This is a genomic window from Stenotrophomonas sp. YJH_SMC_14-1, from assembly GCF_059372275.1.
In genome coordinates, this window is sequence record NZ_JCAFVK010000001.1 from 89,954 (window position 1) to 103,135 (window position 13,182).

General features: G+C 67.2%; 13 protein-coding genes, 1 tRNA gene and 1 other RNA gene. 9 read left to right on the forward strand and 6 right to left on the reverse strand.

Features of this window, described 5'->3' with window-relative positions; genetic code table 11:
- Positions 1-8 precede the first annotated feature (8 nt).
- Together AC5P9P_RS00495 and gloB are read right to left on the reverse strand one after the other, a co-directional pair.
- Complete coding sequence (locus AC5P9P_RS00495) at positions 9-1,208, reverse strand: lytic transglycosylase domain-containing protein (protein ID WP_005408272.1); 1,200 nt, start codon at positions 1,206-1,208, stop codon at positions 9-11.
- The gene (gene gloB, locus AC5P9P_RS00500; RefSeq protein WP_049432357.1) at positions 1,205-1,969 is read right to left on the reverse strand and encodes a hydroxyacylglutathione hydrolase; all 765 of its coding nucleotides are present in this window, start codon (positions 1,967-1,969) and stop codon (positions 1,205-1,207) included. The genes AC5P9P_RS00495 and gloB overlap by 4 nt, the downstream gene beginning before the upstream one ends.
- A gap of 11 nt (positions 1,970-1,980) precedes the next feature.
- On the opposite strand from gloB, the gene AC5P9P_RS00505 reads away from it, so the two are divergent.
- The 3 genes from AC5P9P_RS00505 to dnaQ are packed head-to-tail and all read left to right on the forward strand — an operon-like array spanning position 1,981 to position 3,833.
- A complete protein-coding gene (locus AC5P9P_RS00505) occupies positions 1,981-2,631 on the forward strand; it encodes a class I SAM-dependent methyltransferase (RefSeq protein ID WP_049432361.1) in 651 nt (216 codons plus the stop codon).
- Positions 2,632-2,644: 13 nt separating this feature from the next.
- Positions 2,645-3,097 carry a ribonuclease HI gene (rnhA, locus tag AC5P9P_RS00510; RefSeq protein ID WP_005408275.1) on the forward strand — a complete coding sequence of 151 codons (453 nt, stop codon included), beginning with the start codon at positions 2,645-2,647 and terminating at the stop codon, positions 3,095-3,097.
- Between the two features lie 4 nt (positions 3,098-3,101).
- Positions 3,102-3,833 carry a DNA polymerase III subunit epsilon gene (gene dnaQ / locus AC5P9P_RS00515; protein ID WP_012479272.1) on the forward strand — a complete coding sequence of 244 codons (732 nt, stop codon included), beginning with the start codon at positions 3,102-3,104 and terminating at the stop codon, positions 3,831-3,833.
- A 115-nt stretch (positions 3,834-3,948) separates the two neighbouring features.
- Here the strand turns inward: dnaQ and AC5P9P_RS00520 are convergent, their stop codons facing one another.
- Complete coding sequence (locus tag AC5P9P_RS00520; protein ID WP_005408277.1) at positions 3,949-4,653, reverse strand: PP2C family protein-serine/threonine phosphatase; 705 nt, start codon at positions 4,651-4,653, stop codon at positions 3,949-3,951.
- 165 nt (positions 4,654-4,818) lie between these two features.
- On the opposite strand from AC5P9P_RS00520, the gene AC5P9P_RS00525 reads away from it, so the two are divergent.
- Positions 4,819-4,909 (forward strand) — tRNA-Ser (locus tag AC5P9P_RS00525).
- Positions 4,910-5,316: 407 nt separating this feature from the next.
- Here AC5P9P_RS00525 and AC5P9P_RS00530 read toward each other — a convergent pair.
- Complete coding sequence (locus AC5P9P_RS00530; protein ID WP_495232556.1) at positions 5,317-8,331, reverse strand: autotransporter outer membrane beta-barrel domain-containing protein; 3,015 nt, start codon at positions 8,329-8,331, stop codon at positions 5,317-5,319.
- Between the two features lie 290 nt (positions 8,332-8,621).
- Here AC5P9P_RS00530 and AC5P9P_RS00535 point away from each other — a divergent pair, with 290 nt between their 5' ends.
- On the forward strand, positions 8,622-9,026 hold the full coding sequence (locus AC5P9P_RS00535) for a DUF6165 family protein (protein ID WP_445950338.1): 405 nt from the start codon (positions 8,622-8,624) through the stop codon (positions 9,024-9,026).
- 78 nt (positions 9,027-9,104) lie between these two features.
- Here AC5P9P_RS00535 and AC5P9P_RS00540 read toward each other — a convergent pair whose 3' ends face one another.
- A complete protein-coding gene (locus AC5P9P_RS00540; RefSeq protein ID WP_012479274.1) occupies positions 9,105-10,151 on the reverse strand; it encodes a glycosyltransferase family 9 protein in 1,047 nt (348 codons plus the stop codon).
- A gap of 20 nt (positions 10,152-10,171) precedes the next feature.
- Between AC5P9P_RS00540 and AC5P9P_RS00545 the strand changes: the two genes are divergently transcribed.
- The 3 genes from AC5P9P_RS00545 to AC5P9P_RS00555 are packed head-to-tail and all read left to right on the forward strand — an operon-like array spanning position 10,172 to position 12,074.
- Positions 10,172-10,921 (forward strand): 3-deoxy-D-manno-octulosonic acid kinase, encoded by a 750-nt coding sequence (locus AC5P9P_RS00545; protein WP_012479275.1) that lies wholly within the window; start codon positions 10,172-10,174, stop codon positions 10,919-10,921.
- Positions 10,921-11,688, forward strand: a complete 768-nt coding sequence (locus AC5P9P_RS00550; protein ID WP_049402793.1) for an MBL fold metallo-hydrolase — start codon at positions 10,921-10,923, stop codon at positions 11,686-11,688. Before AC5P9P_RS00545 ends, AC5P9P_RS00550 begins: the two co-directional genes overlap by 1 nt.
- Positions 11,685-12,074 (forward strand): nuclear transport factor 2 family protein, encoded by a 390-nt coding sequence (locus tag AC5P9P_RS00555; RefSeq protein WP_049402792.1) that lies wholly within the window; start codon positions 11,685-11,687, stop codon positions 12,072-12,074. Before AC5P9P_RS00550 ends, AC5P9P_RS00555 begins: the two co-directional genes overlap by 4 nt.
- A 78-nt stretch (positions 12,075-12,152) precedes the next feature.
- Here the strand turns inward: AC5P9P_RS00555 and ffs are convergent.
- Positions 12,153-12,249, reverse strand: an RNA gene (gene ffs, locus AC5P9P_RS00560) — signal recognition particle sRNA small type.
- 300 nt (positions 12,250-12,549) lie between these two features.
- On the opposite strand from ffs, the gene AC5P9P_RS00565 reads away from it, so the two are divergent.
- A complete protein-coding gene (locus AC5P9P_RS00565) occupies positions 12,550-12,867 on the forward strand; it encodes a DMT family transporter (RefSeq protein WP_005408286.1) in 318 nt (105 codons plus the stop codon).
- The last annotated feature ends 315 nt before the right edge of the window (positions 12,868-13,182 follow it).

Below are 13,182 nucleotides of genomic sequence, written 5' to 3' on the forward strand. Positions count from 1 at the left end.
CCTGTGCGTCAATCCTCGACGCGCAGCACCGCGCCAGGCTTCAGCACGCTGCTGCCGCTCAGGCCGTTCAGCGACAGCAGGGCCTTCACCGGCATGCCGTAGCGGCGGGCGATGGTCCAGGCCGACTCGCCATCACGCACGGTGTGGCGGCGGCTGCGCGGACGGTCGGCGATCGCGGCGACGGTTCTGGTGACCTGCGGCGTCGGTACAGCGGCCGCCACCGGTGCGGTGGTGGCGACCAGCGCGGTCGCTGCCTCCGCTACCGTCGCATTTGCGGCCGAGACCGGCGCCAGCACGCGGGTGGTACCCGAGGGGCGGCCACCGGAGGCCAAGGCCGGGTTGAGGCGGGCGATCCTGGCAGGGTCCAGGGCGCGCTGTGCGGCCCACTGCTGCACGCTGGTGCCCGCAGGCAGGGTGTGGTCCTTCAGCACCGGCACGGTGCGGTCCAGCGAGGCCATCACGCCAGGCTGGTCTTCCACGTCTTCCAGCACGCAGGCCAGGGCATGCAGCTTCTCGACGTAGGCATGGGTGACCGGCGACAGGCCGGGCAGCGCCGAAGGCTTGGCGTTCTGCGCGTTCATGCCAGCCTTGCGCATGGACTGCAGCACGCGGTACTCGCCGGCGTTGTAGGCCATCGTGGCCAGGCGCCAGTCGCCGCCGAACATGCCGTGCAGGGTCTTCAGGTAGCGCACTGCGGCCTGGGTCGAATCGACCGCCGACAGGCGGCCGTCATAGCCGTTGGTCATCGGCACGCGATGGTTGCGCGCGGTGGTGGCGATGAACTGCCACAGGCCGGTCGGGCCGCTGCCATTGCGGGCATTGGGCCGGTAGCCGCTTTCCACGAAGGGAATCAGCGCGAACTCGGTGGGCAGGTCGGCCTTGCGCAGCTCTTCGACCACGTAGCCGAACAGCACCAGCGCATCGTCATCCTGGTTGGCCAGGCGCGAGGGGGCGTGGGCGAACTGCTTCTGCCAGCGTGGGCTGGTGGCCTCGGCGTCGCAGCTGGGTTCGGCCAGGCCGTCGCGGAAGCTGGTGAAGATCTCCTGGCCGTTGCGCACCGAAGCGGCGGGCAGCGCGGACGGATCCAGCGGCAGGGCCGCGGCAGCGGTCAGGTTCTGGCTGATGCCGGCGCCCAGCGACTGTGCGCCCGCGGTTCCGGCCAGCCCCAGGACAAGGCCCAGGGCCAGCGGCAGACTTCGGCGCATCATGCGCGGAAGCCGTCTTTCCAGTGCCGGAGACCGGCCATCACGTCGACGTCGTCAACGACGTCACGGCCCAGGTGTGCCGAGACCGACGCACGGATCGGCGCCGCGTGCACACGCAGGAAGGGATTGCAGTCGAATTCGTTGGCCAGGGTTACCGGCAGGGTGGAACGGTCATCGCGGCGCATGGCCAAAGCCTCCTCTTGGCGCTGCCACAGGGCAGCGTTGGCGGGGTCGACATGCCGCGCGAAGACGGCATTTGACACGGTGTACTCGTGGGCGCAACAAAGCAGCAGTTGCGCGGGCAAGGTACCCAGCTTGCGCATCGATGCCAGCAGCTGGGACGGCGTACCTTCGAACAGACGTCCACAGCCCAGGCTGAACAACGAATCTCCGCTGAAAAGATGTTCAGCAGTGTGAAACGCGATGTGGCTGCAGGTATGCCCGGGCACGGATAGTACGTGGAACGTCCGGCCCAGTGCCTGAACGCGTTCACCTTCGCCGACCCGCTCGGTGGCCGTGGGGATGCGCTCTTCGACCGGCGCGATGACCCGTACACCGGGAAAACGAGCCTGCAGTGCGGGCACGCCACCGATGTGGTCGTCGTGGTGGTGGGTGAGCAGGATCGTGTCCACGCGCAGGCCCTGATCGGCCAGTGCGAGCACTGGCGCGGCATCGCCGGGGTCGACGACCACGGCAGTGCCATCGTCGGCGATCAGCGTCCAGATGTAGTTATCCGCAAATGCGGGCAGGGCAGTCAGTCGCATAGAATTGGACCATGCCCGCGCTGCAGAGCACCCGTCAAGCGAGCCAGACCCCGTGGTTCGACAGTGAGCCGGCGGCGGCGCTGCGCGTTCTGGAACGGCAGTTGCTGCTTCCGCAGCTGTCGGCACTGCCCGCGCAGCCCTGGCTGTGGATCGCGCCGAGTGCGGCCTGGCTGGAGGATGCGCAGCTGGGTGGGCGCGGCCTGCGCCTGTTCCGGCAGGGGTCGGGGCCGGGCTATGACGGCGATACCCGCTGCGGGCTGCCCTTGCCCCTGGCCAACGAGAGCGTCAATGCGATCGTGCTGCAGCATGTCACCACCGGCGATGCCGATCTGCTGCTCGACGAGTGCGAGCGCGTATTGATGCCGGGCGGCCATTTGTGGCTGAGCAGCCTCAATCCGTTCAGCCCCTACCGCACGCACTGGCGGCAGCATGGGCTGGTGGTGCGTACGCCGCAGCGGATCCGCCTGCTGCTCGGCCGCCATGGCCTGGAGTGCGACGATATGCGCTACCTCGGCCCGCTCTGGCGCGGTGCCGGCGGACGTCGCCCGGGGGGCTGGGCGCCATTGCGCGCGGCCTGCCTGTTCCATGCGGAGAAACGCACGCTGGCCCTGCCCGGGCCGAAACCGCTGCCGGTGCGCTGGCACGGCACCGTTGCTACCTGATTCTGGAGCTGTATTGAAAACCATCGAAATCCACACCGACGGATCCTGCCTCGGCAATCCCGGCCCCGGCGGCTGGGCTGCGTTGCTGCGCTACAAGGGCCACGAGCGCGAGCTCAGTGGCGGTGAAGCGCACACCACCAACAACCGGATGGAGCTGATGGCGGCCATTTCCGGGCTGGAGACGCTGACCGAGCCGTGCAACATCGTGCTCTACACCGACTCGCAGTACGTGCGGCAGGGCCTGACCCAGTGGATGCCCGGCTGGATCCGCAAGAACTGGAAGACCGCTGGCGGTGATCCGGTGAAGAACCGCGAGCTGTGGGAGCGCCTGCACGCGGCCACGCTGCGGCACCAGATCGACTGGCGTTGGGTGAAGGGCCACTCCGGCGACCCGGACAATGAGCGGGTGGATACCCTGGCCCGCAACGCGGCGATCCAGATCCGCGACGCCAGCCCGGTAAACTGAGCCCATGCGTCAGATCATCCTCGATACCGAAACCACCGGCCTGGAGTGGAAGAAGGGCAACCGCATCGTCGAAATCGGCTGCGTGGAGCTGTTCAAGCGCCGCCCGACCGGCAACAACTACCACCAGTACATCAAGCCGGACTGCGAGTTCGAACAGGGCGCGCAGGAAGTCACCGGCCTGACCCTGGAGTTCCTCGATGACAAGCCTGAATTCGCGCAGATCGCCGATGAGTTCCTGGCGTTCATCGATGGCGCCGAGCTGATCATCCACAACGCGGCGTTCGACCTTGGCTTCCTCGACAACGAGTTGTCGCTGCTGGGGCCGCAGTACGGGAAGATCACCGACCGCTGCACGGTCATCGATACCCTGGCGATGGCGCGTGAGCGCTTCCCGGGCCAGCGCAACTCGCTGGATGCGCTGTGCAAGCGGCTGGGCGTGGACAACTCGCACCGTGCGCTGCATGGCGGCCTGCTCGATGCGCAGATCCTTGGCGATGTCTATATCGCACTGACCTCGGGCCAGGAAGAGATCGGCTTCGGCCTGGGCGATGACGACGGCGGCGGTGCCGGCGCGGCGTTGCAGGCTTTCGATACCAGCAAGCTGCTGCCGCGTCCGCGCGTGGTGGCTACGCCGTCGGAACTGGAAGCGCACGCTGCGCGGCTGGAACGGCTGCGCAAGAAGGCCGGCCACGCACTGTGGGATGGCCCGAAGGTGGAAGAGCCCGCCAGCGCGTAATGCCTGGAATGAGGTAGTGCCGGCCGCTGGCCGGCATCGTCCTGATACGAGGTTCCCCGGGTGAGCCGGCCAGCGGCCGGCACTACCGCCTCCACGCATGGCGTGGCTCTACCGGTTAATGGCAGCGCACCAGGATCACGCTGATGTTGTCACGGCCACCGCCATCGAGTGCGGCGGCGACCAGCGTATCCACGCATTCCTGCGCGCTGGCATCTTCGAATGCCAGGGTGCGGGCGATGCCGCGGTCATCCACTTCCTCGGTGAGACCGTCGCTGCACAGCAGCAGCTGCATGCCCGGACGCAGCTCACCACTGGTGGTGGCCACGTTCAGGTGGGCTGGATCGGTCACGCCCAGTGCCTGGGTGACCACGTTGCGATGCGGATGCGCGCGTGCCTGTTCGGCGGTCAGGTTGCCCTGCGCGACCAGTTCCTGCACCACGCTGTGGTCCTGGCTGAGCTGCGCCAGCTGGCCGTCGCGCCACAGGTAGGCGCGGCTGTCGCCGACCCAGGCCACTTCATAGCGGTTGCCCTGCACACGCGCGGCGACTACGGTGGTGCCCATCGGCAACGTGTCGTTGCGCCGGCGCGAGGCGCGGATGATCTCTTCGTCGGCAGTGCGGATGGCCTGTGCCAGCGGTGCGCCGCGGCGGATCTCGCGCACGATGGTTTCGCGTGCCAGTGCACTGGCCACTTCGCCGCAGGCATGCCCGCCCATGCCGTCGGCCACCAGCCACAGGGCCAGCTCGCTGTCACCGTAGTAGGTGTCCTCGTTGAGCTCGCGGCGCATGCCGGGGTGGGTGAGGTGTCCGAATTCGATCATGGTAGGCAGGGCGGGGTATTGCCGGGGGAGACAGGCATCATCGGGTGGCCGCAGGCATCCGGCAAGGCATGCGCCCAAGAAATTTTCAGTTCGTTGGCCGTAATGACTTGTCGTCGGCCTCACTTCCTCGTATGATGCGCGTCCCCGGTCCGCCGGGGACCACCCGGAGAGGTGGCAGAGTGGTTGAATGTACCTGACTCGAAATCAGGCAGGCGTTTATAGCGCCTCGGGGGTTCGAATCCCCCCCTCTCCGCCAGATAAAAGAAAAGGGCTGCCGAAAGGCAGCCCTTTTCTTTTATCTGGCGCGGGACACGACGCGCGTTTCGCGCGTCGCCCCACACGTTGCGTGGCAACGCGTGGGCCCCTCCCTTTGCCTGCCTCTCCCCGCCCCTGTCGGGGCAGCCCCTCAACAGAGGGGCTTGCTTCTCCAGATGGTTCCGGGCGTAGATGCGGCATTGATGATTTCCTTGTCTCTGCGGGAATAGAAGAGGGCTGCCGAAAGGCAGCCCTTTTCTTTTATCTGGCGCGGGACACGACGCGCGTTTCGCGCGTCGCCCCACACGTTGCGCCGCTCGTTGCCCGCTGGGTGCATCCACGCACGGCGTGGAAGGCAAGGCCATTCGCACAGAGCGGGGACCGATGCCCTGTGCGAATGGCGTGTGCTCAGAACGTGTAGCCCAGCCCCAGCTGGATGCCGTTCTGGGTCTGGCCGTCGCGCCGCTCGCCCACGTAATCAACCATCACCGACAGGCGCTTGCTGGCACGGCTGGTCACGCCCAGGTTCCAGGCCAGGACCTGCTCACCGACGGGCTGGCTGCTGGCACTGAACAGCAGGTCCGGGGCGGCGGCGAAGCCGTTGCTGTAGCGGGCCTGGGTATCGCCCAGCTCCTTCTGCCAGACCACGCGGGCCCGCGGGGTGATGCGCTCGCCGTTGTTGCCGTCGAAGGTCTTGAACAACTGCAGGCCGGCGCCTGCGCGGATGCTCTCCAGGCTGCCACTGCGGCCGATGAGTGCGGCTGCGTCCTGGCCTTCGTTGAAGTGCGTGGCCGAGGTGCGCATGTAGTCGATCACCGGCAGCAGCGGCTGTATCACCACGCCGTTGCCGGTGGTGAACGAGAACGCATGCTCCACGCGCGCAGAGATCGCGTCGTTGCTGTACTTCGCGCGCAGCGGTGCCTGCAGGCCCTCGATCCCCTCGATGCTGCGACGGGTGTCGTGGCGAAGATCGGTGTAGCGGACGGCGGCGGACAGGTAGCCACGTGAATAGAGCGCGTCCACGTAGCCGCCGATATCCAGCGCGCGGACATCGCCGCTGAATCCTGCACCTTCGCTGGACCGGGTCGACATGTCGGCCGCGGCAAGGCTCACGCCCAGTGTCACGCGGTCGTCTGCCAGACGGGTATCGGCACCAAGCGCGATGCCGCCGATGGTGTGGTTCAGGCCGGCGACGCCCGCACCACCCTCGATACGGCCATGGCTGCCGAACCCGCGCGCCCAGAAGCTGCGGTTGTGTCCGGCGTCGCCCGCATCACTGCCTGCATCTGCCGGTGCGACCAGGTGCATCGCCAGCTGGTTGAACAGGCGACTGCCGGTCGTTGCCGATTGCGCCGAGGCGGTCTGCGCGGCCTGTGCTGCCAGGCCGTCCGCATCGCCACCGCTGCGCGATGCTGCCTGGTGCTGCTGCACGACGTTGCCGATGCTGCCGACCAGTGCGGTATCGGCCAGGCGCAGGCTGGCATGCGCGTCGCCGCGCAATGCTCCCGCCTGGCGCGCGATGTCATCGCGGTCAGCGAACTGCAGGGCACCCAGCAGTCCGCTCATCGAGGAGGTGCGCTGCGCAGCGGCCTGTTGCAATGCGATGCCCAGACCGTCGCCGGATGCGGCGTTGCCGAACAGGCGTGTGTCGTCGAAGGAGGGATTGGCGGTCAGCCACAGGCCGCTGCCGGTCTGGTTGACGGTGAAGCTGAGCAGTGAATTGTGGCGAGGGCGGAATACGGCGCCGGGAGCGGTGAGGTCCACCGCGCTGCCGGCCTCGCCACTGCGCTCGACGTACTGGAAGCGCCCTTCGATGAAGTCCGACACCGGTGCTGCGCGGGTCAGGGTATCGGGCGTAGCGGTGCGGCACCACAGGCCAGCGTACTCACCGTTCGACGCGCTGCAGGGGGCGATGGGCAGCTGCAGGGCGCTGGCATCCACCTGGGTTCCCACCAGGTGGTTCTGCTGCCCGGCCGGGAAGAACGCCTGCTTGACGTCCAGCGTCAGCCTGGCGGCGGGGGCAATGCTCAGCACGGCGCGGTTGATGTTGCCGAACAGGTTGTAGTCCCCCGCCTGCCGGTCCTCATCGACCAGGAAGTAGCGGGCTTCTTCCAGCGTCAGTGCCGGTGCAGTGCGCTGGCTGTCGACCTGGAAGGCCAGGTTCGCACCGTCATTGAGGTTGATGTAGCGACCCTTGCCGATCCGGAAGCGCTCGCTGGTGAACACGTCGTCGCCACCCGGTGCGAGTGCTTCCAGCGAGTAGGGGCGCATGACGATGCCGGACGGCGCGAGCGTTCCGCCCTCGTTGATGTCGATCGTGGCATTCAATGAACCGTGCCCGGTCAGCACGCCGCCGCGTTCGATCACGGTCAGGCTGCGCAGTGCGCCCTGCTGCAGTTCGATGCGCCCGCCATTGCGGGCGCCGATGGCTTCGGCGTGGTGGATCCAGCCATTCTGCTGCAGGCGCAGGGTGCCGCCATCGGCGACCACATACTGGGCGGCGGAAGCGGTATCCAGCGACCAGACCCCGCCCTTGCCGATACGGATCATACCGAAGGCGTCGTCCAGCCGGATGTCCGGGGCCGACTGCTGGAAGTAGCGCAGGTTGGCCAGCGCATTGGTGTAGCGCCCGCGCACGGCCAGGTTCGGATTGAGGTCTCCGCTCACGTCCTTGTCGACGGAAAGCACGTCGCCGGTCTGGACGTAACCGGCTTCGGTGACGACGCGATCACTGTAGAAGGTCACACCGGGATACGCGGTGCAGTTGCCTGCCGCGCTCTGGTCGCGGGTCGGGCAGAAGCGCGTGGCCACGGCCGCCACGTTCGGGTCGAAGTAGCGCAGGAAGCCCGACTGCTGGGTCAGTTCATAGTGCGCCTGGACGATGCGCGCTTCGATGACCGCGAAGTCGGTCGGGCCGAACATGTCCCGGTAGTACTTGATGTACTTGTCCTGCCCCGGGTAGGGGGTAGGACCGTTCGGGCCGGATTCGCCATGGATGCCCAGCACCGTCTCCGTGTAGTTGCCGTGCGCCGGCAGCAGGCCGAACTGCGTGACCTTGCGCTTCACGCCGGCAACGAAGGCGTCGGCGCAGGCCGAGTAGCAGCCGCCGTCCAGTACGGTATCCAGCCCGTGCTGGCGGATGACGGCACCCATGCCCACGCCACCGGAGGCGGCCCCGCCCGGCGAGTTGCGGAACACCACCTGGCGGAGCGGCGTACCCCGGGCCTGCGCGGCCAGGATGTAGGCCTCCAGCGTCTGCGGATCGGTCGCCAGTACATTGCCGGTGTAGTAGAGCGTGTCTCCATTCACGTGGAAGGCACTGGCATGGGCCTGCGGTGAGGCAGCGATGCCGAGAAGTGCTGCAACAAGGGCACTGCCGAGGACGGTGGCGCGACGGGTGGGGAGGGCGGGATATCGATGCATGCGGAGTTCCACGGAAAGGAGTGAAGTGCGGATGCCGCCCCTTTTTCGCTGCATGAACACGCTGATGCGGCGTGTTTTCAACACGTTGCAGCGTGGGCAGGGCGGGTCGCGCGCGCTCGGCCGTTGGACTGGCCGGGCGAGGAGGCGACAGGCCGCCTCTCCAGACCGCTAACGCAGCTGCGGGGGGATCTCCCCCAGTCATCGCGCTCGGCTGACCCTGCAGGCGCCGGGGCGCAGCGTTTGCGCCGCGCGGGTTACCATGTATGCATCACCTGCTGGAGCCTTCCCCCATGAGCGCTGAAATCCTTGTCCCCGTGTCCTTCGGCGAGCTGCTGGACAAGATCTCGATCCTGCAGATCAAGTCCGAGCGCATCAGCGACGAGGGCAAGCTGGCCAACGTGCGCAGGGAGCTGTCGGCGCTGGAGCAGACCTGGATGGCGCACCCGGCGGCGGTGAAGGACATCGCCAAGCTGCGTGCCGAGCTGAAGGCGGTCAACGAGCAGCTGTGGGACATCGAGGACGACATCCGCCTGAAGGAAAAGGCGCAGGCGTTCGACCAGGGCTTCATCGACCTGGCGCGCAGCGTCTACCTGCGCAACGACGAGCGTGCGCGCATCAAGAAGGCGATCAACCTGGCGCTGGGCTCGGCGTACGTGGAAGAGAAGTCCTACCAGGATTACGCGCCGCGCGCGTAATCCCGGCGGCCAAAAGAGGGAGGTCCACGCCACGCGTGGATGAAACCGCTGGGCGCAGGCCAACGTTCGGCCGGCCAATCACCCCAGATGATCGGCCACGTAACGCTCGAAAGCCGCGATGCCGTCTTCGACAGTGATCAGTTCCATCACATCGTCGAACTCGATCTTGGTGCCCCATTTCAGATCGGCAGCCTGCTTGGCCAGGTACTTGCGTGCGGCGTCGTCGTAGCGGTCCACGCAGTAGCGGCGGTCCGAGTACGGTCCGCTGCGGTTCGGGTTGCTGGCCGCATGCAGGCCCAGCACCTTGGCGCCCATCGCGTTGGCGATGTGCATCGGGCCCGAGTCCGGAGTCATCACCAGGTTGGCACGGGCAAGCAGGGCAGGCAGCTGCTTCAAGGTGTCCTTCCCGACCAGGTCCAGCGCCGGCGTGAGCAGTTGTGCCTGGATGGCATCGGCCATGCTGCGCTCCAGTTCGCTGCGGCCACCGCACAGCACCACCTGCCAACCACGCTGCGCGGCGTGGTTGGCCACGGCTGCATAGCGGTCTGCATACCAGTTGCGGCGCACGTGGCTGGAACAGGGCGAGATCATCAGCACCGGGCGCCCATCGTCCTGCCATTGCGCGGCGGCCCAGTCATATGCGGACTGGGGCACGGCCAGGTCCCAGCTGACCTCGGTCTGGCGCAGGCCCAGCGGCTCGCAGAAGCTGCCGATGGCATCCAGCACATGGACGCCGGGGCGGTCGGGAATGCGCTCGTTGATGAAGAGCCCGTGCAGGTCCTTGGAACGGCTGCGGTCGTAGCCGATGCGTCGCTCGGCGGGAATGAACGCCGACAGCAGGTTGGCGCGGAACGCCACCTGCATCTGCAGCAGCGCTTCAAAACGCCCCGGTGGCAGCTGTTTGCGCAGCTCCTTGACCCCTGCCATGCCGCTCTTCTTGTCGTAGGCGTGGAAGGTGACGCCGGGCAGGCCATCGAGCAGTTTGTGGCCGACCTTGTCGATGATCCAGTGGATCGGCGTGTCCGGACGCGCAGCCTGCAGGGTGCGCACCAGGGGCACCACGTGGGTGACATCGCCGAGTGCGGACAGGCGCAGGAGGCACAAGGAGGAGGACGCTGATGCCATGTGTTGTTAGACTCAATGAAATGGTCGCATTCGACGCCAATGAAGCGCTGACGCCATGCCGCGAGGGTCGCGGCATCGGGGCCATTCTGTTCGACCGCGAGCGGCTGCGGCAAGCCGAGGTTGGCCTGTTCTCGCCCCAGCACTGGGGCAGCAAGGCCCGGCCGGTCGGCGAGGGCGGCCGCGGCAGCGCCTGGTTCATCGATGCGCCGTTCGGCGCCAGCGTGCTGCGCCACTACCTGCGCGGCGGCCTGGCAGCGAAGATCAGCCATGACCAGTACCTCTGGCGCGGGTCGGACCGGACCCGGAGCTTTGCCGAATTCCGCCTGATGCGCGCCCTGCGCGAGAAGAAGCTGCCGGTGCCCCGGCCGATCGCCGCGTACTACATGCGCGAAGGCCTGCGCTACCGGGCGGCAATCCTGATGGAGCGGATCGAGGGCGTGCGCTCGCTGGCCGACCGTGCGCTGGTCGCCGGACGGGGCGCGCCCTGGGAAGAGACCGGGCGGCTGATCGCCCGCTTCCACCGTGCCGGCCTGGACCATGCCGACCTCAACGCGCACAACATCCTGTTCGATGGCAACGGCCATGGCTGGCTGATCGACTTCGACCGCGGGGTGATCCGCATTCCGGCCACCGCCTGGCGCGAACGCAACCTCAAGCGCCTGCTGCGCTCGCTGATCAAGCTGCGCGGCGAGCGCAGCGTGGAGGACGTGCAGAAGGACTACGCGCGGCTGAGGCGCGCCTATGACATGGCCTGGAACCGGGGCACCTGATGGGCTGGTCGTTGCGTTTCCTCGGCGTCGGCAACGCGTCGGCGGTCGAGCTGGGGTCGCCGATGTCGGTGATCGAGCGGGACGGGCGGCCATGGCTGACGATCGACTGCGGCGGCGAAGGCCTGACCGCGTTCAAGGCGCACTACGGGCACATGCCGCAGGCACTGTTCGTCACCCATGTGCACCTGGATCACGTGGCCGGTTTCGAGCGGCTGTTCGTCGATACCTTCTTCAGCACGCAGCGCCGCGGCAAGGTGCGCCTGTATGTGCCTGCCACCGTGGTGCCGCTGCTGCACAAGCGCATCGGTGACTACCCGAACGTGCTGGCCGAGGGCGGTGCCAACTTCTGGGATGCCTTCCAGTTGATCGTGGTGGGCGAAGCGTTCTGGCACGAGGGCGTGCGCCTGGAAGTATTCCCGGTACGCCACCACTGGCCGGAGACGGCGTACGGCCTGCGCCTGCAGGGCGCGCTGACCTGGAGTGGTGATACCCGGCCGATTCCGGAGATGCTGGCCCGCTTCGCCAATGACAACGAACTGATCGCCCACGACTGCGGCCTGCACGGTAATCCGTCGCATACCGGTGTGGACGACCTGGAGCGCGAGTACAGCTCGGAACTGCAGGCGCGGATGATGCTCTACCACTACGCCAGCGTGGCTGATGGCGTGGCGCTGGCCGCGCGCGGCCACCGCGTGGCGCAGCCGGGGCAGTGCGTGGCGCTGGCGACCCCCACTGCACCGCACGTGCTGGCGCAGGATCCGCCGTGAGCGGTGCCGGCCAGCCCGCCGACGCGGCGCTGGCCGCCGGACTGGAGGTGCTGGAGCGCGCGCTGCATGCGCCTGCGGTGCGGGCCGATCCTGAGCGCCTTGACGCATTGCTGGACGAGGATTTCAGCGAGATCGGCAGTTCCGGGCAATGCTACGGCCGTGATGCAGCCTTGCAGGAGATCCCGTTGGAGCGCGCGCAGGTGCTGATCGAATCGGAACAGTACGCGGCGTGGTTGCTGGCCGACGGTCTGGCCCAGGTGCGTTATCGCAGCCGCCATTACCTCGACGGCCAGCCGCAAGGCTGGGTGCTGCGCAGCTCGCTGTGGCGCCGGCACGGGGATGGATGGCGCATGCTGTTCCACCAGGGCACGCCCGAGGCACGGTAGGACCGGGCCATGTCCGGCGAAGGGCGCCAACCAGGGTTGGCACCTGCCAGGGGCGGGGCGTCGCCGGAAAAGGCGATGGCCCCGCCGGCTGACCTCGGCGCCCGCGTCGATCGATACCGTTGCTGCCTTCCGGCCCTGGCGGGGTTTTCGACCTAGCGTCGCGAGGGGCCGACGGGGCCACCATAGAGACGTCGGCCGCCCGGAGGGCAGCCAGTTCACGGACCAGGGGAAGCAGCGCGCGATGCGCCAGAGACCACAGCCGGACTGCGCATCGGCTGGCCGATGGCAGACGCGTAGTCTAGCGCAGGCAGGTGCATCGACGCCAGCTTCACGCGCTGAATCCGCTGTAACCCGTTCCCGCCCATGGCGGCCCGGGCCACCCGCCGTTGCTAGAATGCCGGCCAGGAGGAACGGCCTCCCCCACATCGGGAATCAAAGACCAGGACGGCCTGGCCCTACCAAGAGGAGGGCCGTCATGGCCTGGATCTATCTGTTGTTCGCCGGCCTGCTGGAAATCGTCTGGGCCGTGTCCATGAAGCAGTCCGAAGGCTTCACCAAGCTCACCCCCACCGTGGTCACGATCGTCGGCATGATCGCCAGCTTCTGGTTGCTGGCGGTGGCCATGCGCAGCCTGCCGCTGGGCACCGCCTATACGATCTGGACCGGCATCGGCGCGGTCGGTGCGTTCGTGGTTGGCATCGTGTTCCTCGGCGAGCAGGTCAGCCCGATGCGGATCGGTGCAGCGGTGCTGATCGTTTCCGGCCTGGTGCTGATGAAACTCTCGAGCAGCTGAATGATTTACTTATGGCGGGGAAAGGAATCTCCGCTTCCAGCAGGTATATGCATTTTCGGCAAGACCATTTTGTCCGCCCGTTTTATTTGACGTACGTCATGAAAATAACGAGCGTGATTCACATGCCGCTGGCACCGGCGGTCGCACAGTGCCGCCATTCGTCGGGCGAAACCGGGGAGTTTTCGCCTTGAGGGACACGCTGTCGTACCTGTCACCGGGTGCGACCGCGTGAAGATGTGAAGATTTTCAGGAGTTAATGCCTTCAAACCTTGTTTCCGTATCGGGAGCCGGGGTGGGCCGCATTGTCTCCAAAAA

Coding starts and splice junctions, on each gene's coding strand:
- AC5P9P_RS00505 (WP_049432361.1), top strand. CDS start 1,981: ATGCCCGCGCTGCAGAGCACCCGTCAAGCGAGCCAGACCCCGTGGTTC.
- AC5P9P_RS00550 (WP_049402793.1), top strand. CDS start 10,921: ATGGGCTGGTCGTTGCGTTTCCTCGGCGTCGGCAACGCGTCGGCGGTC.
- AC5P9P_RS00540 (WP_012479274.1), bottom strand. CDS start 10,151: ATGGCATCAGCGTCCTCCTCCTTGTGCCTCCTGCGCCTGTCCGCACTC.
- gloB (WP_049432357.1), bottom strand. CDS start 1,969: ATGCGACTGACTGCCCTGCCCGCATTTGCGGATAACTACATCTGGACG.
- AC5P9P_RS00535 (WP_445950338.1), top strand. CDS start 8,622: ATGAGCGCTGAAATCCTTGTCCCCGTGTCCTTCGGCGAGCTGCTGGAC.
- dnaQ (WP_012479272.1), top strand. CDS start 3,102: ATGCGTCAGATCATCCTCGATACCGAAACCACCGGCCTGGAGTGGAAG.
- AC5P9P_RS00545 (WP_012479275.1), top strand. CDS start 10,172: ATGGTCGCATTCGACGCCAATGAAGCGCTGACGCCATGCCGCGAGGGT.
- AC5P9P_RS00530 (WP_495232556.1), bottom strand. CDS start 8,331: ATGCATCGATATCCCGCCCTCCCCACCCGTCGCGCCACCGTCCTCGGC.
- AC5P9P_RS00520 (WP_005408277.1), bottom strand. CDS start 4,653: ATGATCGAATTCGGACACCTCACCCACCCCGGCATGCGCCGCGAGCTC.
- AC5P9P_RS00495 (WP_005408272.1), bottom strand. CDS start 1,208: ATGATGCGCCGAAGTCTGCCGCTGGCCCTGGGCCTTGTCCTGGGGCTG.
- AC5P9P_RS00565 (WP_005408286.1), top strand. CDS start 12,550: ATGGCCTGGATCTATCTGTTGTTCGCCGGCCTGCTGGAAATCGTCTGG.